The following is a 17,177-nucleotide window of genomic DNA, read 5'->3' as shown; positions in this document are numbered from 1 at the left end:
GCGCGGCTTCCCGGAAGAGTGGACGCGCCATCGGTAAAGGACGCGGTGCTGGGTCAGCGAGGCATTATCGCTTGCGCATGGTGACGAAACATACAGGGTCGCTGCCGCGCGCTTGCGCAGGGCGTGCGCGGTGGACGCAGCCAAGCCGCGAGGGCTGCTGAAGGTGGATGGAGCGGTACGCGATTGACGATGCAGGCGGCATCGTCGATGCGCTTTTCGACCAAGGAAGCGATCAAAGCGGTGCGAGCGGGCGTGACCGGCGCGCAGCAATCGCACTGTCCAAGCGGTGCATGCCGATTCGCAGCACCGTCTGGGCCAGCCGCAGGGCTGCGAAATCGTGTCGAACGCCGTTTTGAAGGAAACGCAGGTCTTGAAGCATCGGCCGCGCTGCCGGGCCGGGTGCGTGCCGCAATTACCGCAGCAACCCCTGCGCATGGCCAGTCAGCCATTTTTCGATGCCCTTGCGATCGCGGGCGCGCAGCAATTTTTCGCCGTGCACGCGCAAGTCGCCCAGATGGGTGTCGCGCACCGCGCGGCGCACTTCCAGCAAGGTGGCCGGATGCAGGCTGAACTCGGTGAGCCCCAACGCCAGCAGCATCGGCACGAAGCGCGGATCGCCGGCGATTTCGCCGCACACCGCGACCGGCTTGCCGTAGGTGCGCCCGGTGGCGATGACCTGCGCGATCAGTCGGAGGACGGCGGGATGCAGGGGCGAGTACAGCTCGCCCAACGCCTCGTTGTTGCGATCCACCGCCAGCAGGTACTGCACCAGGTCGTTGGTGCCGATGGACAGGAAATCGATATCGTCGATGAAGCAGTCCAGCGCCAATGCCGCAGCCGGCACTTCGATCATCGCGCCCAGCGGAATGTGCTCGGCGATCTCGTGGCCTTCCTCGCGCAGCTGCGCGGTGAGCTTCTTCAACTGCTTGCGCAACTGCAGGATTTCTTCGCGGCCGCTGACCATCGGCACCAGGATGCGCACCGGCCCGTAGCCGGACGCCCGCAGGATCGCGCGCAATTGCGCCTGCGCCACCGCCGGCCGCGCCAGCGACAGGCGCACACCGCGCAGACCCAGCGCCGGGTTGTCCTCATCGCTGAGTGTCAGACCGGTGCGGTCGGCCTTGTCGGCGCCCAGGTCCAGGGTGCGGATGGTGACCGGGCGGCCGCTCATGCCCAGCACGGTGTCGCGGTAGGTGTGGAACTGTTCGTCTTCGTCCGGCAGCTCGTTGCGCTGCAGGAACAGGAATTCGGTGCGATACAAGCCCAGGCCGCTGGCCCCGAGCGCATGCGCGTTGGCCACGTCTTCCAGCGATTCGGCGTTGGCCAGCAGGGTGATATCGACGTTGTCGCGCGTGCGCGTGGGCTTGGAGCGTAGCCGGCCCAGCTCGCGCTGTTCCTTGGCCAGCGCGCGCAGGCGCTCACGGTAGTCGCGCAGATGTTCGGGCTTGGGGTCGACGATCACCTGGCCCGAGCCGGCATCGACGATCAACACATCGCCATCTTCGATGCGCTGCAGCGCGTCGCTGACGCCTACCACCAACGGCAGGTGCAGGCTGCGCGCCAGGATCGCGCTGTGCGACAGCGTGCTGCCGGCGGTGGTGACGATGCCGACCACGCCTTGCGCCTGCAGCTGCGCCAGCTCGGAAGGTGCCACGTTGTCGCACACCAGGATCTCGCCGGCCACCCCCTTGAGGTCGGGTGCGCGCTTGTGCAGGAACGCATGGATGCGGCCGATCACGTGATCCAGATCGTCCATGCGGCTCTTGAGGTACGCATCCTCCATCCCGTCGAACACCGCCGCCAGGCGGTCGCGCTGCACACGCAAGGCATAGTCGGCGCTGTAACGGTGGGTGCGGATCAGCTCATCCAGGCCTTGCAGCAGCTCGGGGTCGTCAAGCAGCAATGCATGCAGCTCGAGAAATTCGCCGACCTCGCGCGCCAGTGCGCCGTGCAGGCGGTCGCGCAGCTGCTGCATTTCGACCCGTGCCGACGCGATGGCGGCATGCAGGCGCTGCAGCTGCGTTTCCACCTGATTGGCGGGCACGCGTTGTTCGGCCACTTCCAGGGTATGGCTCTGGCGCACGCGCGCGCGGCCAAGCGCGTTGCCGCGTGCAGCGCCATGTCCGCGCAGGCGCAGGCTCATGCGCGTCCCTGGCGCGGCGGCGCCGTGTCGGTCGCAACGGCCCCGACGCCGCGCATGCTCAGCTGTCCTCGTCGAAACGACGCTCGAACAGGTCCACCAGCGCCTGCAAGGCCTCGGCTTCATCTTCGCCGTCCAGCCGCACCACCACGCTGGTGCCCTGGCCTGCGGCCAGCAACATCACGCCCATGATGCTCTTGGCATTCACCTCGCGCCCCTTGGCCGCCAGGGTGGCGTTGCTGCGATACGACGACAGCGTCTGCACCAGCTTGGCGGTGGCCCGCGCATGCAGTCCGAGTCGGTTGGAAACTATGAGTTCGCGTTCAAGCATCGTCGATGATCGCTCCGTTGCGGGTACCGGCCGCCGCAGTGGCGGGCAGCTCCTGCAGTCCTTGTTCGGGGTAGTTCATCACGCGCAGCAGCATCGGCAGGCTCAGCGCGGACACCCGGCGAACCGGGGTGCCCAGCTTGGCCAGACGGTTGGCCAGATTGCTGGGGCTGGCGCCGTACAGGTCGGTCATGACCAGCACGCCGTCGCCGCTGTCGACCCGGCGCATCGCCGACGATGCCTGGGGCAGCAACGCGTCCAGGTCTGCATCGAACGGCACATCGAATGCTTCGGTCTTCAACGGCAACTGCCGCAATAGCCCCGTCGCCACGTTCAACAACGCTGCGCCGATGCCGGGATGAGTAATGAGGAGAATGCCACAGGCCATGCCGAAACGTTAACAGGTCAGCATGACTGCGCGATAGCGTTTGCCCGCACAGATGCGTTGCGGACTGAATAGACGTTTAGGACCGCTGCAGCGACGTGGCGGCAGCATGTGTCGCCATCGTGCGCACCGTGCGCTGCATACGTGGCGCCGATGTGTGCCTTGCAGCGTCAGCAGTGCGGCCTGCATGGCAAGCGAGCGCTGCCGTTTTCCCTGTAGCGAGCATGGGCACGTAGCCATGCGCGGCGGAATACCTCCGACGCATTGGTCGTGCAGCGTTGCATGGCGCGTCGAACGAGAACGCCAAGCGATGTTCGGGGCGTCGGCGATCCAGTCGCATCAGCTACAGCGTCGTCGGCCTGCGCAGCGTCGCCACACGCCAGCCACCGCGCAAGCATTCCAACCTAAGAAGTAAGGCTAGCGAGCGTGTTGTTCTCAACATAGGTGCAGCTCGCTCACGTCGCAGGATGCCGCTGTAACGAATCCCGAATCCCGAATCCCAGCCCCTCAGTCCTGCTCGCGATGAAACGTCGCCACTTCCGGCCAGCCCTGTTCGCGCGCATGTCGAGCCATGCGTTCGGCCATGTACACCGAGCGGTGCTTGCCGCCGGTGCAACCGAAGGCGATGGTCACGTAGCTGCGGGTGTCGTTGCGCAGCCGCGGCAGCCAGGTGTCGAGCAGGTCCACGATCTGCGCGCTGTAGCGTTGCACGTCGGCCTCGTTGTCCAGATACTCGCGCACGCCGGCATCGCGGCCGGTGAGTGGGCGCAGCTCCGGATCCCAATGCGGATTGGGCAGCACGCGCGCATCGAACACGAAGTCGGCTTCGGCCGGCACGCCGCGCTTGTAGGCGAACGATTCGAACAGCAGCGACAGCCGGTCATGGGAACCAAGCGCGAACTCGGTGACCACGCGGCGGCGCAATTGATGCACGTTGAGCGTGCTGGTGTCGATGACGGCATCGGCCTGCGTACGCAACGGTTCGGTCAACTGGCGCTCGCGGGTGATCGCTTCCGGCAGCGCCAGGCCGAGATGGCTGAGCGGGTGGCGGCGGCGGGTATCGGCATACCGCTTGATCAACGCCTCGTCGCTGGCTTCGAAAAACAGCAATCGCGCCTCGATGCCGTATTCCTGCGCAGCCTGGCGCCACTGCGCCAGCTGGGTCAGGTCGCTACGGCTGCGCACATCGATGCCCACCGCCAGGCGCTGGTCGCCGACCGGGTTGCCACGCAGACGGCTTTTGACGAAGTCCGGCAGCAGCTCGACCGGCAGATTGTCCGAGCAATAGTAGTCCAGGTCTTCGAAGGTCTTCAGCGCGACCGATTTGCCCGAGCCGGATAGCCCGCTCACGATCATCAGCGTGGAGGGCGCGATACTCATGGCGTGCGTCGCTCCAGCAGGTTGCTATGGCGGGCGATGAACATCGCTGCCGGGTCGATGCCTTTGGTGCGCAGGATATGCAGCCGGGTCGCCGCTTCGGTCAGCACGGCCAGATTGCGGCCGGGCATGACCGGCAGGGTGATCAGCGGGACGTCCAGGTCCAGCACATGGCGGCTGCCCGAATCGCCGGTCAGACGCTCGTAGCCGGACGGCGTCGGCTCGGTCATCGGCCGGGTCAGGTGTACGATCAGGCGCAGGTACTTGTTCTTCTTCACCGCGGTGTCGCCGAACATGTCGCGTACGTTCAAGACGCCCAGGCCGCGTACTTCCAGCAAATCCTGGAGCAATTCGGGGCAGGTGCCGTCGAGCACGTCGGGCGCGATCTGGGTGAACTCGGGGGCATCGTCGGCCACCAGCCGGTGACCGCGGCTGAGCAGTTCCAGCGCCAGCTCGCTCTTGCCCGAGCCGGCTTCGCCGGTGATCAGCACGCCGATCGAGTAGATCTCCATGAACACGCCATGCAAGGTGACCCGCGGCGCCAGCGTGCGCGCCAGATGGTAGGAGAGGTGGTTGAGCAGTTCGTGGCCGCGCTTGGACGAGATCCACAGCGGCGTATTGGATTCGTCCGCCGCCGCGCGCAGATCTTCCGGGCATGACTGGTTCTTGCTGATCGCCAGCGCCAGCGGTTGCACCTGGATGATCTTTTCGATGGTTTCCCAGCGCTGCCGCGCATCCAGCGAGTCCAGCCAGGCCAGTTCCTCGGTGCCCAGGATCTGCACCTTGTTGGGATAGATCACATTGAGGTAGCCGGCCAGCGACGGGCGCCGTGCGTTGTTGCTGTTGGCCTGGATCTCGCGGTGCTCGCCCTTGGGGCCGGCGACCCAGCGCAGGGCCAGCTTGTCGCGCTGCTGGTCGAACAGTTCGCGTGCGGTGATGCTGGTATTCATGCCGCGCTCGCCTGCGCGGGCGGCACGTCGGCCAGCAGCGCCATCAGGGCATCGGCGTTGGGTGCGGTGCGCAAGTTCCGACGGAAGTCGGCATCGGAGAACCGTTCGGCCAGCTCGGACAGCAGCATCAGGTGCTGGTGGGTGTAGTGCGCCGGCACGGCCATGGCGAAGACCAGATCCACCGGCTCGTCGCTGCCGAAGGGCACCGGCGTGTCCAGCCGCAGCAAGGCCCCGCGTGGCTCGGTGAGGTTGGGGCAGCGCCCATGCGGAATGGCGATGCCATGGCCAATGGCGGTACTGCCCAGGGCCTCGCGCTCGCACAGGTTGGCGTAGAGCTCGTCGGCGCCGGCCTGACGACAGGAGAGCAGATCGGCGGCGGCATGCAGGACGGTGTCGCGATCGGCGGCCGGCGACACCAGGGTGCGCACGGCCGCCATCAGATCGGTTAAAGGCATGGGGGCATCAGGCGGGAAGCGTCATGCGGGATTGTCGCGCACCTCGCGGGCGTGGTGGTTACATTTCTTCTCTTTGTGCTTGAGGACCAGGCGGTCGAGCTTGTCGACCAGCAGGTCGATGGCCGCATACATGGTGGAACCGCTGGCATCTGCGTGCAGGGTGCGACCGGGAAGGTTGACGGTGGCGACCACGTGGTGGTCCGGCTTGCGGACGGCCAGCTGCGTTCGGACTTCGCAGTGCTGGTCGAAATGGCGCTGCAGTCGCTGCAGCTTGCTTGCCACGTACTCCCGCAGGGCGGGGGTCACTTCAAGCTGGTGGCCATACGTCTCGATACGCATCGGATACCTCCATTGGTCGGTGGGCCAATGAACCGTTCCGGGGATCCGACAAACCCGGCGCAGGCCGGCGTTGCGGTGGTTGCAACGTCAGGCGATGCGCACGCGTTCGTGGGAGGCGGAAATGTTCATGGCCTCACGATACTTCGCAACGGTGCGCCGCGCCACTGGGACGCCGGATGTTTTCAGCAGATCGGCCAGCTTGGCGTCGGAAAGCGGCTTGCGCGGGTTTTCCGCATCGATCAGGCGCCGGATCATGGCCTGGATGGCAGTGCTGGAGGCCTCGCCGCCGCTGTCGGTGTCGATGCCGGAGGCGAAGAACGCGCGCAGCGCAATGGTGCCGCGCGGGGTGCGCACGTACTTGCGGGCGATTGCGCGGGAAATGGTGGACTCGTGCAGGCCGAGCTCGCCTGCGATCTCGCGCAGCGTCAACGGGCGCAAGGCCTGCGCACCGAACTCCAGGAACCCGGCCTGATGTTCCAGCAGGCAGCGCACCACCCGCAGCAGGGTTTCGCCACGCGCCTCCAGGCTCTTGAGCAGCCAGCGCGCCTCCTGCAACTGGCCGCGCAGATAGCCGGCATCGGATTCGCCGCAGCTGCGGATCAGGTTTTCGTAGCCGCGGTGAATGGTGACCTTGGGCTGCGCGCGGCCGGCCAGCGCAGCCCGCCAGACCCCGCGCTGGCGCCAGATCACGCAGTCGGGAACAACGTAGGTGTCCTGCGACAGGTCGCCGATCTGTTTACCCGGGCGCGGGTCCAGCGAGCGCACCAGCTGCACCGCCTGTTCGACATCGGCAGTGGAGCGCTTGAGCTCGTGCGCCAGCCCGGCCACGCCGGCGCGCGGCAGCCGTTCCAGCGGGCCGGCAACGATCTGCAGCGCCAGCTCGCGGCCAGGCGTGTCCGCATCGAGCACCCCCAGCTGCAGTGCCAGGCATTCGCCCAGCGTGCGCGCGCCCACGCCCACCGGGTCGAAGCGCTGGATCTGATGCAGGACGGTGAGCACGTCGGCCTCGTCGACCGCTGCGCCCAGCGCGAGGGTTTCGAGAATGGCCGACAGTGGTTCGCGCAGGTAGCCGTCTTCGTCGAGGGCGTCGATCAGCATCGCGCCGATCTGGCGGTCGCGCGGCGACAGCGGCGACAGATGCAACTGCCACAAGAGGTGGTCGGCCAATGTTTCGGATTCGGCCACGCGCTCTGCGGCATCGCCGGACTCGTCGTCGTCGAAGCTGCCGCCGCTGCCCGAGCCGGTCCACTGCAGCTCGTCCTGCGACCAATCGTCGTCGCGCTCGGCAGGCGCGACTTCTTCGCGCTGGGGTTCTTCGGTGGACGCGGACGGGGCGGATTCCACCGCGATGTCGCTGGCGGCATGCGCGGCTTCGTCGGCCCATTCCAGCAGCGGATTGGTTTCCACGGCCTCGGCGATTTCCACTTCCAGCTCGGTGGTGGACATCTGCAATAGCTTGATCGCCTGACGCAACTGCGGCGTCATGACCAACTGCTGTCCTAGCGATGTCTGGAGCCGGGCTTTCATGCGGGCACTGACTGGAAAAAACGTTGGCGCGGCGACGCGCTCAAAGGCGGAAAGTTTCCCCCAGATACACGCGACGGACGTCGGGATTGGCTAGCAACGTGTCTGGTGCCCCCTGCGCCAGTACGCCTCCCTCGGCGAGGATATACGCGCGGTCGCAGATTCCCAAGGTCTCGCGCACGTTGTGGTCGGTGATCAGCACGCCGATGCCACGCTCCTTGAGGTGGATGATGATGCGCTGGATCTCGCCGACCGAAATCGGGTCCACGCCGGCGAAGGGTTCGTCCAGCAGCATCATGCGCGGCTTGGCCGCCAGCGCACGTGCGATCTCGCAACGTCGCCGTTCGCCGCCGGAGAGGCTGGCGCCGAGCTGATCGGCCACATGGGTGATCTGCAGTTCTTCCAGCAGCGAGACCAGTTCCTTCTCACGGCCGGCGTTGTCCAGTTCCTCGCGCAGCTCCAGCACCAGGCGGATGTTGTCGGCCACGGTGAGCTTGCGGAAGATCGACGGCTCCTGCGGCAGATAGCCGACGCCCAGCTTGGCGCGTGCGTACATCGGTTCGGCAGTGAGGTCGCGGCCATCCAATTCGATACGGCCGGCATCGGCTTCGACCAGACCCACGATCATGTAGAAGCAGGTGGTCTTGCCGGCGCCATTGGGGCCGAGCAGACCGACCACTTCGCCGGACTCGAGCGTGAGGCCGAACTCCTTGACCACTTCGCGTTGCTTGTACTTCTTGCGCAGACCGGTGGCGACCAGCATTACTTCTTCCCCTGCGGCTTGGCAGCGGGCTTGGCGGCCGGTGTCGCCGCAGGCGTTGCAGCGGCAGGCGCCGCATTTTTCGGCTGGATGATGGTGCGCACCCGGCTGCCATCGCCGCCGCTCTGCATGTTGCCGGTCTTGGTGTTGTAGACCATGCGCTGGCCGGCGTTGGTGCCCTTGGGCGAATCGACCTTGTAATTGCCGGTCAGGATGATGATCTCATCGGCGACCTTGTATTCGATGTTGTCGGCCTGGCCGTGCATCGTGGCGCCGTCGTCCATCTCCTGCTTGAGCGTGGCCTGCTTGCCGTTGAGCACCACGCGATCGGTCTGGCCGTTCTTCTGGAAGATGTCGGCGGTGTCGGCGTGGATTTCCAGCGTGCCCTGGGTGATCACCACATTGCCGCTGAAACGGCACTTGCCGCTGTCGTCGAGCATGTTGCAATCGTTGGCATTGGAGTCGATCGCCATCGGCTGGTTGCGATCGCTGGTCTTGGCCATTGCCAACGCAGGCAGCAGCAGTGCGGCAAACGCCAGTTTAGCGGGCAGCATTCGGTTCATAGCGGGTCTTGACCTGAGAGAGGAGCTTGTACTGGCGTGATTTGAGGTCGGCTTCGAAGCCGACGCCGCTCTGCATGATACCCGGGCGGGTCATGGTCACTGGTGCGTCGGTCTTGGCGATGTTCTGTTGCGGGAACACGTCCAGGCTTTGGGTGCGGAACGTGGTTGGCGCGGTGGCGCCGCCGGTCGGGCTGTCGCCCTCGACATCGCCGCGCAGGCGCAATTGGGTGCCGTCCGGGTTGACCCAGCCGGTCTTGGAGCGCAGGGTCCACGGCAGATTGGCGTTGTCGGGCATCAGGAACACCGGCGTGGTGATGTCTGCGGTCTGGTCGGCACGGTTGCGATGCATTTCCGGCGCGCGCAGCGTCATCGACTCCTTGCCGCTCTGCTTGTCCAGGGCAATCAGCTCGAAGTCGCGCAGGATGTAGTCCGCGCCGGACTCCTGCACGGCCGCGGCGGCCGGACGCGCGCGCTGCTTCCAGGCCGACCAGCCGGATATCACGGCGGCGACGAACAGCACGACGCCCAGGGTGGTGCGCCAGTTCCAATTCATGCCGAGAACCTTTCGATGATGCGTTCGACCTGGCCTTGTGCAGCCAGCACCACATCGCAGACTTCGCGCGCGGCACCTTCGCCGCCACGGGCGCGGGTGTGCCACTGCACGCGCTCGGCGATCCATGGGTGCGCGTTGGCCGGCGCCACCGGCAAGCCGACCGCCAGCAGGGCGGGCAGGTCGGGGAGGTCATCGCCCATGAACAGCACCTGGTCCAGCGACAGGCCGTGCTCCTGGCACAGCGCCAGCACTGCCAGGCGCTTGTTCTTGACCCCGATCTGCACATGCAGGCCCAGATCCTGCCCGCGCTTTTCCGCCGACAGGCTGGCGCGCGCAGTGATCAGCGCGACCTGGATGCCGGCGTGGTCGAGCTGCTTGAGACCCTGGCCGTCGAGCACATTGAACGCTTTGCTCTCGTGGCCGGCGTGGTCGTAATACAGGCGGCCATCGGTCAGCGTGCCGTCGACGTCGAAACAGGCCAGGCGGACGCGCGCGGCGCGCTCGATCAGCTCGGCTGGAAGGTGCTGCAAAGGGGAATAGGGCATCGGCACGAATCGGTGAGAACGGGGTCCGGCGGTTGAAAACTGAACCTGTTAAACCACCTTGGCGCGCAACAGGTCGTGAATGTTCAATGCGCCCACCGCGCGGTGCTGCGCATCCACCACGATCAGGCCGTTGATCTTGTAGTCCTCCATGAGCCGCGCGGCCTCGGCGGCCAGCTGGTCGGCGCCGATGGTGCGTGGGTTGCGCGTCATCACCTGCGCGATGCCGGCGCTGCGCACGTCGATGTCGCTGTCCAGCGCGCGGCGCAGGTCGCCGTCGGTGAACAGCCCGATCAGATGGCCGTCGGCGTCCACCACGGCAGTCATGCCCAGCCGCTTGCGGCTCATTTCCATCAACGCCTCGCTCAGGCTGGCGTCTTCGCGCACACGCGGCAGGTCCTCGCCGGCGTGCATCACATCGGTGATGTGCAGCAGCAGGCGCCGGCCCAGGCTGCCGGCCGGGTGCGAGCGCGCGAAGTCGTCGGCGGTGAAGCCGCGCGCATCCAGCAGCGCAACCGCCAGTGCATCGCCCATCGCCAGCGAGGCGGTGGTGCTGGAGGTGGGGGCCAGATGCAGCGGGCAGGCTTCGGCCGACACGCTGACGTCCAGGTGCACGTCGGCGGCCTGGGCCAGGGTGGAACTGGTGCGGCCGGTCATGGCGATGATCGGGTTGCCCTGGCGCTTGAGCACCGGCAGCAGCATGCGCACTTCGTCCGATTCCCCGGAGTACGACAGCGCCAGCACGATGTCGGCCTCGGTGATCATGCCCAGGTCGCCGTGTCCGGCTTCGCCCGGGTGCACGAAGAACGCCGGGGTGCCGGTCGAGGCGAGGGTGGCGGCGATCTTGCGCGCCACATGGCCGGACTTGCCCATGCCGGTGGCGACCACCCGGCCGCGCGAGGTCAGCACCAGCCGGCAGGCCGCGGCGAACTCGCGGCCGATGCGTGCGCCCACGCTGGCCAGCGCCTCGCGCTCGATCTCCAGCACGCGCTGGCCGCTGGCGACCAGGGTGGCGTCGCTGACGGTGGCGGAGGGCAGGTGCGAGACAGCCATGCAGGACTCGGGCGAAGAGTAGAATGTGCGCTCATTTTATGAGGAAACGCCCTTTGGACGCCGAAACCATCCGTAAACTCATCGAATCCGGCTTGCCCGAAGCCCGCGTCGACGTGCACGGCGACGACGGCGTGCACTTCGAGGCCACCGTGGTCAGCCCCGCATTTATCGACAAGGCGCCGCTGGCGCGGCACCGCATGGTGTATGCGACCCTGGGCGAGCTGATGGGCGGGGCGATCCACGCGCTGCAGCTGAAGACGCTGACGCCCGAAGAAGGCTGAACGCAGCCGCCGAGCGGGCTGGGCCGGAGCGGTGCGCAGGGCGGGCCGGGAATCGGGATGCACCTGCATCGCCTCGGCCGGCGTCGTCCACGCTCACGCAGTGGTTGCGTCCAGCGCGTCTCGGGCCGTACCCGGCGTGGCTCGATCCCCGGCGCCACCACGCGCCGCGTGCACCATGATCGATACGTCCCGCACTTCATTCCCCCGACATCCCTTCTACTTTCGGATTTCTTAAGATTCCCATGGCAAAAATCGTAGTGACCGGCGGCCAAGCGCTGCATGGCGAAGTCCATATTTCCGGTGCCAAGAACGCAGTGCTGCCGATCCTGTGCGCGACCCTGCTGGCCGACGCGCCAGTGGAAATCAGCAACGTGCCGCATCTGCACGACGTGATCACCACGGTGAAATTGCTCAGCGAGCTGGGCGCCGAGGTCACCATCGACGAAGGCACGCTGGCCAAGGGCCGCTCGATGCTGGTCGACCCGCGCTCGGTCACCCATCAGGTTGCGCCGTATGAGCTGGTCAAGACCATGCGTGCCTCGATCCTGGTGTTGGGCCCGCTGCTGGCGCGCTACGGCACTGCAGAAGTCTCGCTGCCCGGCGGTTGCGCGATCGGTTCGCGCCCGGTGGACCAGCACATCAAGGGCCTGCAGGCACTGGGTGCCGACATCAGCGTGGAAAACGGCTACATCAAGGCCACCAGCAATGGCCGCCTGAAGGGTGCTCGCTACGTATTCGACATGGTCAGCGTCACCGGCACCGAGAACGTGCTGATGGCTGCGGTGCTCGCCGAGGGCACCACGGTGCTGGAAAATGCGGCGATGGAGCCGGAAGTCACCGACCTGGCCGACTGCCTGATCGCACTCGGTGCGCGGATCGAAGGCGCCGGCACCCCGCGCATCGTGGTGCAAGGCGTCGAGCGGCTGGGCGGCGGGCACCATGCGGTGCTGCCGGACCGCATCGAAACCGGTACCTTCCTGGTCGCTGCGGCGATGACCGGCGGCAGCGTCACCGTGCGCCGCGCGCGCCCGGAAACGCTGGACGCAGTACTGGACAAGCTGACCGAGGCTGGCGCCACCATCACCACCACCGCCGACAGCATCACGCTGGACATGCAAGGCAAGCGCCCGCGCGCGGTCAGCCTGACCACCGCGCCGTACCCGGCGTTTCCCACCGACATGCAGGCGCAATTCATGGCGCTCAACTGCGTGGCCGATGGCGTGGGCGTGATCAACGAAACCATCTTCGAAAACCGCTTCATGCACGTCAACGAGCTGCTGCGCCTGGGCGCGGATATCCAGGTCGAAGGTCATACCGCCATCGTGCGCGGTGCCGAACGCCTGAGCGGCGCGCCGGTGATGGCGACCGACCTGCGCGCGTCGGCGTCGCTGATCCTGGCAGGCCTGGTCGCCGATGGCGACACCACCATCGATCGCATCTACCACCTGGACCGTGGCTACGAAAACATCGAGGAGAAGCTGGGGGCGCTGGGCGCGACCATCCAGCGCACCGCATGATCCTGCGCGGCCGTTTCACCACCCGGCGCAAGATCCTGCTGGGTGTGATCGTGCTGATCCTGGCATGGCTGACCTATGCCTGGAGCGTGGGCATGGCCATCACCCAGGGCGTCGAGTTCAAGGACATGGACTGGAACAACGACGGCACCGCAAGCCGCGAAGAAATCGCGCAATCGTTCTATGCAGTGGCAGTGAAGAAGACTGTCGAGGGCAAACGCCGTTGCGACCTGTTTTATTGGCGCAAGAACGACCAGCAGATTCGTGTGGATTGCCGCACGGTGTTCACGACTGGCGATGACAAGGCAGCGGCCAAGCCTGAGGGTTGAGCGTGTTTCTGCGTGCTGCGGAGATTGCGCTGCAAGCCGATTGAAACGAAGAGCCCGGCTCGCAGCCGGGCTCTTCGTCGCCGCCGCAGGCAGGGCGCCCGCCCGGCGAGTCGCATGCTTCGGTAGGAGCGTGTCTGCACGCGACGGGGCGTTACCGATAAAGGTCCCGTCGCGCGCGGGCACGCTCCTACCGAGATCGCCTGGCGTTTAGCGCAACGCCTTGATGGTCAGATCCAGTGCGTCCTGGCCTTTTTCCTTCTGCAGCAGGCGCGCCGGGACCGGCAGGTCCTTGACCACCCACGCGATCAATTCCTTGTCGCCGTCCACGCGCGACACCTTGGTGGCCTGCTCCTGCTTGCCGTTGACGGTGATGGTTTCCTTGCCGACCACCTTGTAGCTCATCGGCTTGATGCGGCCTTCGTCCACCATGCGGTAGTTGAGCGGTTTGCCGGCGGCCAGATCGCGCGTGATGGCCAGGTTGATCAGCAGCGCATCCATGTCGCCCGGCTGCAGTTTGACCGGGCCGCGCCGGTCCGGCTTGATATCCCCGCCCCAGGTCGCCTGGCTGGTCTTCCAGTCGTAGTTGGCGGTGACATTACGGCGCTTGACCATCATCGACGAAGTGTCGTTGCTGCTCACCGGGCGTAGCCGGCCATTGGCTTCTTCGAACACCGTGCTCTGGGTCAGGTTGGCGAGCTGGTTCTGGATAGTCAGCGTGTACCGCCACTGATTGGCACCGGCGGTGGCCAGGGTCATGGTGCCGTTGGCTTGCATGCCCATGTAGTTGGCCGAGTAGTCGGCCTGGAATGGCTGCATGGCCAAGGCAGGCAGACTGGCCACGGCCAATGCGGCGGCGGCGATGATGGCGCTGGGACGGGGGAGGGTGTTCATCGGTCAGGCTCCTTGGTATTCGACCAGGCGTAGATCGACCTGATCCTCACCTTTGTCACGTTGGAGGATGCGCACCGGAGTGGGAACTCCATTGGCGATCCAGAGGATGGTTTCGTTGTCGCCACCGTTGACGCGGTACACGCGCAACGCGTCGTAGCTCAGGTCGCCCACCTGCACCACCTCGGTGGCATCGGCAGCGCGGTAGTCGTATTTGCGCACCTTGCCCACGTCGACATAGCGATAGCTCAGGCTGCGCCCGGGTTGCGCGTCGCGCATCAGCGACAGGTTCAGCGACAACGCACTCTGGTCGCCATGCTGCAAGGGGATCGGCTGCTGGCGATCTTCCTTCAGATCACCGTTCCATTGCGCTGTGCCGGCCTGCCAGTTGTAGACGCCGGTGACCTTCTTGCCGAAGAACACGGCCTTGCGCACCGTGCTCTGGCTCAGCGGCACATAGGTGTCGCCATCCACGCGGAACACCGTGCTCTGCTCCAGGTTCAGGCCCAGGATGCTGGCGAAGCCCTTGCGGCCACGCACCGACATGTCGATGCGCCACTGGCTACCCTCGCCGTGGCTGACCTGCATGGTGGCATCGCCTGCTTCCTTGCCACGATAGAACGCTTGGTAGGTCGCCACGAACGGCTCCAGCGGCGGTGGCGTCCAGGTGCTGGCGGGCAGGGCAGCGCGCGGTGTCGGTGCCGCGCCTGGAGTTGTGACCGCAGCGGGCGCCGCTGATTCAGACGCGACGGGCGCCTGCTGCGCACGGCCGGGGCCGGCCTCGGTAAGCAAGGCAACAGTTAACAGCGCGGCGGCGATCGGGATGACGTTCATGCGCTGGTGGCGGGCACGGAGGCCGCAAGGATGTCCGAGACGGGATGAGGGAGATGTCTTCCGCATTCAGGCGAGTGCGGTGTTTGCGGACTCTAGTCGCAGTGGCGTAAACAGGCACTGACCGTCGATAAGCACGGTGTCGCCATGCACCGCGACGCGGCCACTGGCAAGCACCTCCAGCGTGGCCAGGAGCAGCGGGTGCTCGCGCGCCAGCACCCGCGCCGCCAGTTGTTCGGCACTGTCGCCGGGCAGGACCGGGACGCGCGCCTGCGCGATCACCGCGCCGGCATCCAGCTCCGGCACCACCAGATGCACGCTGGCACCATGCTCTGCATCGCCGGCTTCCAGCGCGCGCGCGTGCGTGTGCAGGCCGCGGTATTTGGGTAGCAGCGAGGGATGGATGTTGAGCATGCGCCCGGCGAAACGGCGCACCAACGGCTCGCCCAGGATGCGCATGTAGCCGGCGCAGATCACCCAGTCCGGCTGCGCTGCCGCGATCGCCTGGCCAAGTGCGGCATCGAACGCGGCACGGTCGGCGAAATCGCGCGGGCTGGCGCTCCAGCGACGCGCCGGCTCGACCTTCTGCAAGGCTGGCGCCTGCGGGCGATCGGAAAACACGCCGACCACCTCGGCATGCAGACGCCCACTGGCGATCGCATCGACAATGGCCTGCAGATTGCTGCCACGGCCGGAGGCCAGTACGGCCAGGCGTAATGGGGCGTCAGGTGCGGGCATTGGAGAGTAGGCTCACAAACATCTCAAGCCGCAGCGTTGCCGACACCGAACAGAGCCTTGACCTGCGGGCGCAGCAGCGTCACCAGCGTAAAGACGCCAAGCACGGTCCCGAACGGCATGAAGGAACAGGAAATACCGGCCACGATCAGGCACAGCAGGTGGCGCCTGCGCTGGGCGATGCAGCGGCCGGCATAGGCCATGAAGCCGGCCATGGTGAGTCCACCCAGGATGAGCATCGCTGCAATGATCACGAAGACCCAGCCGAACAGCTGTATCTCCTGTGGCGCCGTCTGCCCGGTGCTGTCCTTCATGGGCAGACGCCCGGTGACGATGGCCAGCCCCATGAACAGGTGGATCAGCGGAATCAGGGAAAACAATCCGGTCAGGCCGGCCAGCACGTAGTGGAAGATCGACAGCAGCTTGAGATGCTGCAGATCGTCGGTGCTGGCCGATGCGGTCGTGGCGACTGGAAAAGCGTCCATGCGGGTGTCCTGATCGATCAGCCGATGCGCACGCGCTCGTCGCCATGCGCCGTCACCACCTGGCCGATGCGCCAATGCGCCAGCGACTGCGCATCCAACGCCTGTTCCAGCGCGGCCGCCTGCGCGGGCGCGGCAACCAGCACGAAGCCGATTCCGCAGTTGAAGGTGCGCCACATTTCGGCATCGGCCACCGCACCTTCGCGCTGCAGCCAGGCGAATACCGGCGGCAGGGTCCAGGCAGTGGCGTCGATCTCCAGACCCAGGCCTTCGGGTATCACGCGGATGATGTTTTCGGTGAGGCCGCCACCGGTGATATGCGCCATCGCGTGGATCGCTTCACCGTGCGACTTCAGCAGCGCCAGCACCGGCTTGACGTACAGCGCGGTTGGCGCCATCAGCGCATCGATCAGCTTGGTGCCATCGTCCAGTACGTGTTCGGCCGGCGCGCCGGCGCGCTCGTAGATCTTGCGGATCAACGAATAGCCGTTGGAATGCGGGCCGGAGGAGGCGATGCCGATCAGCACGTCGCCTTCGCGCACCTGTGCGCCATCCAGCAGCTGCGACTTTTCCACCGCACCCACGGTGAAGCCGGCCAGGTCGTATTCGCCCGGCGGATACATGTCGGGCATTTCAGCGGTCTCGCCGCCGATCAGCGCGCAACCGGAAAGCTCGCAGCCGCGTGCGATGCCGCCCACCACCGCCGCAGCGGTATCCACGTCCAGCTTGCCGGTGGCGAAGTAATCCAGGAAGAACAACGGCTCGGCGCCCTGCACCAGCACGTCGTTGACGCACATGCCGACCAGATCGATGCCGATGGTGTCGTGCCGCCCCAACTGCTGGGCCAGCTTGAGCTTGGTGCCCACGCCGTCGGTGCCGGACACCAGGACCGGCTCCTTGTACTTGCCGGACAGGTCGAACAGCGCCCCGAAGCCGCCCAGGCCGCCCATGACCTCGGGCCGGAAGCTGCGCTTGACCAGCGGCTTGATGCGTTCGACCAATGCATTGCCGGCGTCGATGTCGACCCCCGCGTCGCGGTAGGTCATGGGCGAGGGGCTGGAAGGCGTCTGGCTGGTCACGGGCGGGGGTGGCTCGGCGGTATAAGGCGGCGATTTTAGCAGCCACGTTGGCGCTAGCGCCCCATTCGG

Annotated in this window: 21 protein-coding genes; 3 read left to right on the top strand and 18 right to left on the bottom strand. The window is 66.3% G+C overall.

Annotation, left to right across the window (positions count from 1 at the left end; all coding sequences use genetic code 11):
• Positions 1-412: 412 nt before the first annotated feature.
• The 13 genes from ptsP to AMD14_RS15470 form a co-directional block, all read right to left on the bottom strand.
• Positions 413-2,143: a phosphoenolpyruvate--protein phosphotransferase gene (gene ptsP, locus AMD14_RS15530; RefSeq protein ID WP_003487856.1), complete on the bottom strand. Its 1,731-nt coding sequence runs from the start codon at positions 2,141-2,143 to the stop codon at positions 413-415.
• Between the two features lie 58 nt (positions 2,144-2,201).
• On the bottom strand, positions 2,202-2,471 hold the full coding sequence (locus AMD14_RS15525) for an HPr family phosphocarrier protein (RefSeq protein ID WP_005913389.1): 270 nt from the start codon (positions 2,469-2,471) through the stop codon (positions 2,202-2,204).
• The gene (locus tag AMD14_RS15520; RefSeq protein WP_003487850.1) at positions 2,464-2,856 is read right to left on the bottom strand and encodes a PTS sugar transporter subunit IIA; all 393 of its coding nucleotides are present in this window, start codon (positions 2,854-2,856) and stop codon (positions 2,464-2,466) included. The genes AMD14_RS15525 and AMD14_RS15520 overlap by 8 nt, the downstream gene beginning before the upstream one ends.
• Before the next feature lie 504 nt (positions 2,857-3,360).
• Positions 3,361-4,233 (bottom strand): RNase adapter RapZ, encoded by an 873-nt coding sequence (gene rapZ / locus AMD14_RS15515; RefSeq protein WP_003487848.1) that lies wholly within the window; start codon positions 4,231-4,233, stop codon positions 3,361-3,363.
• Positions 4,230-5,180 carry an HPr(Ser) kinase/phosphatase gene (gene hprK, locus AMD14_RS15510; RefSeq protein WP_011051951.1) on the bottom strand — a complete coding sequence of 317 codons (951 nt, stop codon included), beginning with the start codon at positions 5,178-5,180 and terminating at the stop codon, positions 4,230-4,232. Before hprK ends, rapZ begins: the two co-directional genes overlap by 4 nt.
• Positions 5,177-5,635 carry a PTS sugar transporter subunit IIA gene (locus AMD14_RS15505; RefSeq protein WP_011051950.1) on the bottom strand — a complete coding sequence of 153 codons (459 nt, stop codon included), beginning with the start codon at positions 5,633-5,635 and terminating at the stop codon, positions 5,177-5,179. The genes hprK and AMD14_RS15505 overlap by 4 nt, the downstream gene beginning before the upstream one ends.
• A gap of 21 nt (positions 5,636-5,656) precedes the next feature.
• Positions 5,657-5,974, bottom strand: a complete 318-nt coding sequence (hpf, locus tag AMD14_RS15500; protein ID WP_005913379.1) for a ribosome hibernation-promoting factor, HPF/YfiA family — start codon at positions 5,972-5,974, stop codon at positions 5,657-5,659.
• Between the two features lie 87 nt (positions 5,975-6,061).
• On the bottom strand, positions 6,062-7,501 hold the full coding sequence (locus AMD14_RS15495) for an RNA polymerase factor sigma-54 (protein WP_011051949.1): 1,440 nt from the start codon (positions 7,499-7,501) through the stop codon (positions 6,062-6,064).
• 40 nt (positions 7,502-7,541) lie between these two features.
• The gene (lptB, locus tag AMD14_RS15490) at positions 7,542-8,261 is read right to left on the bottom strand and encodes an LPS export ABC transporter ATP-binding protein (protein ID WP_003487836.1); all 720 of its coding nucleotides are present in this window, start codon (positions 8,259-8,261) and stop codon (positions 7,542-7,544) included.
• Positions 8,261-8,821 (bottom strand): lipopolysaccharide transport periplasmic protein LptA, encoded by a 561-nt coding sequence (gene lptA, locus AMD14_RS15485; protein WP_011051948.1) that lies wholly within the window; start codon positions 8,819-8,821, stop codon positions 8,261-8,263. Before lptA ends, lptB begins: the two co-directional genes overlap by 1 nt.
• Entirely contained in the window at positions 8,799-9,374 is a 576-nt protein-coding gene (gene lptC / locus AMD14_RS15480) for an LPS export ABC transporter periplasmic protein LptC (RefSeq protein WP_011051947.1), read from the bottom strand. Before lptC ends, lptA begins: the two co-directional genes overlap by 23 nt.
• Positions 9,371-9,919, bottom strand: coding sequence for a KdsC family phosphatase (locus tag AMD14_RS15475; RefSeq protein WP_005913372.1), 549 nt, complete (start codon positions 9,917-9,919; stop codon positions 9,371-9,373). The genes lptC and AMD14_RS15475 overlap by 4 nt, the downstream gene beginning before the upstream one ends.
• Before the next feature lie 48 nt (positions 9,920-9,967).
• Complete coding sequence (locus tag AMD14_RS15470; RefSeq protein WP_011051946.1) at positions 9,968-10,969, bottom strand: KpsF/GutQ family sugar-phosphate isomerase; 1,002 nt, start codon at positions 10,967-10,969, stop codon at positions 9,968-9,970.
• Positions 10,970-11,022: 53 nt separating this feature from the next.
• Here AMD14_RS15470 and AMD14_RS15465 point away from each other — a divergent pair, with 53 nt between their 5' ends.
• From AMD14_RS15465 to AMD14_RS15455, 3 genes are all read left to right on the top strand, one after another.
• Positions 11,023-11,250 carry a BolA family protein gene (locus AMD14_RS15465; RefSeq protein ID WP_003487827.1) on the top strand — a complete coding sequence of 76 codons (228 nt, stop codon included), beginning with the start codon at positions 11,023-11,025 and terminating at the stop codon, positions 11,248-11,250.
• Between the two features lie 242 nt (positions 11,251-11,492).
• Entirely contained in the window at positions 11,493-12,767 is a 1,275-nt protein-coding gene (murA, locus tag AMD14_RS15460) for a UDP-N-acetylglucosamine 1-carboxyvinyltransferase (RefSeq protein ID WP_003487825.1), read from the top strand.
• Positions 12,764-13,093 carry a hypothetical protein gene (locus AMD14_RS15455; RefSeq protein ID WP_003487823.1) on the top strand — a complete coding sequence of 110 codons (330 nt, stop codon included), beginning with the start codon at positions 12,764-12,766 and terminating at the stop codon, positions 13,091-13,093. The genes murA and AMD14_RS15455 overlap by 4 nt, the downstream gene beginning before the upstream one ends.
• A 207-nt stretch (positions 13,094-13,300) precedes the next feature.
• On the opposite strand, the gene AMD14_RS15450 is transcribed toward AMD14_RS15455, so the two are convergent.
• The 5 genes from AMD14_RS15450 to purM all read right to left on the bottom strand — a co-directional run bounded on the left by AMD14_RS15450 (position 13,301) and on the right by purM (position 17,075).
• Entirely contained in the window at positions 13,301-13,984 is a 684-nt protein-coding gene (locus AMD14_RS15450) for a DUF3108 domain-containing protein (protein WP_003487821.1), read from the bottom strand.
• A 3-nt stretch (positions 13,985-13,987) separates the two neighbouring features.
• On the bottom strand, positions 13,988-14,815 hold the full coding sequence (locus tag AMD14_RS15445; protein WP_011051945.1) for a DUF3108 domain-containing protein: 828 nt from the start codon (positions 14,813-14,815) through the stop codon (positions 13,988-13,990).
• A 66-nt stretch (positions 14,816-14,881) separates the two neighbouring features.
• Positions 14,882-15,550: a phosphoribosylglycinamide formyltransferase gene (purN, locus tag AMD14_RS15440; protein ID WP_011051944.1), complete on the bottom strand. Its 669-nt coding sequence runs from the start codon at positions 15,548-15,550 to the stop codon at positions 14,882-14,884.
• A gap of 23 nt (positions 15,551-15,573) precedes the next feature.
• Entirely contained in the window at positions 15,574-16,032 is a 459-nt protein-coding gene (locus AMD14_RS15435) for a hypothetical protein (RefSeq protein ID WP_005913357.1), read from the bottom strand.
• Between the two features lie 17 nt (positions 16,033-16,049).
• On the bottom strand, positions 16,050-17,075 hold the full coding sequence (gene purM, locus AMD14_RS15430; protein ID WP_015472438.1) for a phosphoribosylformylglycinamidine cyclo-ligase: 1,026 nt from the start codon (positions 17,073-17,075) through the stop codon (positions 16,050-16,052).
• Between the last annotated feature and the right edge of the window lie 102 nt (positions 17,076-17,177).

This window comes from Xanthomonas citri pv. citri (assembly GCF_000961215.1).
GTDB classification, from domain to species: domain Bacteria; phylum Pseudomonadota; class Gammaproteobacteria; order Xanthomonadales; family Xanthomonadaceae; genus Xanthomonas; species Xanthomonas cissicola.
This window is presented reverse-complemented; position numbering and strand designations above follow the sequence as displayed.

Bases quoted from the DNA above. Each gene is read 5' to 3' on its own strand.
- AMD14_RS15475 (WP_005913372.1), bottom strand. From the start codon at position 9,919: ATGCCCTATTCCCCTTTGCAGCACCTTCCAGCCGAGCTGATCGAGCGC.
- AMD14_RS15525 (WP_005913389.1), bottom strand. From the start codon at position 2,471: ATGCTTGAACGCGAACTCATAGTTTCCAACCGACTCGGACTGCATGCG.
- lptC (WP_011051947.1), bottom strand. From the start codon at position 9,374: ATGAATTGGAACTGGCGCACCACCCTGGGCGTCGTGCTGTTCGTCGCC.
- hpf (WP_005913379.1), bottom strand. From the start codon at position 5,974: ATGCGTATCGAGACGTATGGCCACCAGCTTGAAGTGACCCCCGCCCTG.
- lptA (WP_011051948.1), bottom strand. From the start codon at position 8,821: ATGAACCGAATGCTGCCCGCTAAACTGGCGTTTGCCGCACTGCTGCTG.
- ptsP (WP_003487856.1), bottom strand. From the start codon at position 2,143: ATGAGCCTGCGCCTGCGCGGACATGGCGCTGCACGCGGCAACGCGCTT.
- AMD14_RS15445 (WP_011051945.1), bottom strand. From the start codon at position 14,815: ATGAACGTCATCCCGATCGCCGCCGCGCTGTTAACTGTTGCCTTGCTT.
- rapZ (WP_003487848.1), bottom strand. From the start codon at position 4,233: ATGAGTATCGCGCCCTCCACGCTGATGATCGTGAGCGGGCTATCCGGC.
- AMD14_RS15470 (WP_011051946.1), bottom strand. From the start codon at position 10,969: ATGGCTGTCTCGCACCTGCCCTCCGCCACCGTCAGCGACGCCACCCTG.
- AMD14_RS15450 (WP_003487821.1), bottom strand. From the start codon at position 13,984: ATGAACACCCTCCCCCGTCCCAGCGCCATCATCGCCGCCGCCGCATTG.
- purM (WP_015472438.1), bottom strand. From the start codon at position 17,075: ATGACCTACCGCGACGCGGGGGTCGACATCGACGCCGGCAATGCATTG.
- lptB (WP_003487836.1), bottom strand. From the start codon at position 8,261: ATGCTGGTCGCCACCGGTCTGCGCAAGAAGTACAAGCAACGCGAAGTG.
- hprK (WP_011051951.1), bottom strand. From the start codon at position 5,180: ATGAATACCAGCATCACCGCACGCGAACTGTTCGACCAGCAGCGCGAC.
- AMD14_RS15435 (WP_005913357.1), bottom strand. From the start codon at position 16,032: ATGGACGCTTTTCCAGTCGCCACGACCGCATCGGCCAGCACCGACGAT.
- AMD14_RS15495 (WP_011051949.1), bottom strand. From the start codon at position 7,501: ATGAAAGCCCGGCTCCAGACATCGCTAGGACAGCAGTTGGTCATGACG.
- AMD14_RS15455 (WP_003487823.1), top strand. From the start codon at position 12,764: ATGATCCTGCGCGGCCGTTTCACCACCCGGCGCAAGATCCTGCTGGGT.
- AMD14_RS15520 (WP_003487850.1), bottom strand. From the start codon at position 2,856: ATGGCCTGTGGCATTCTCCTCATTACTCATCCCGGCATCGGCGCAGCG.
- murA (WP_003487825.1), top strand. From the start codon at position 11,493: ATGGCAAAAATCGTAGTGACCGGCGGCCAAGCGCTGCATGGCGAAGTC.
- AMD14_RS15505 (WP_011051950.1), bottom strand. From the start codon at position 5,635: ATGCCTTTAACCGATCTGATGGCGGCCGTGCGCACCCTGGTGTCGCCG.
- purN (WP_011051944.1), bottom strand. From the start codon at position 15,550: ATGCCCGCACCTGACGCCCCATTACGCCTGGCCGTACTGGCCTCCGGC.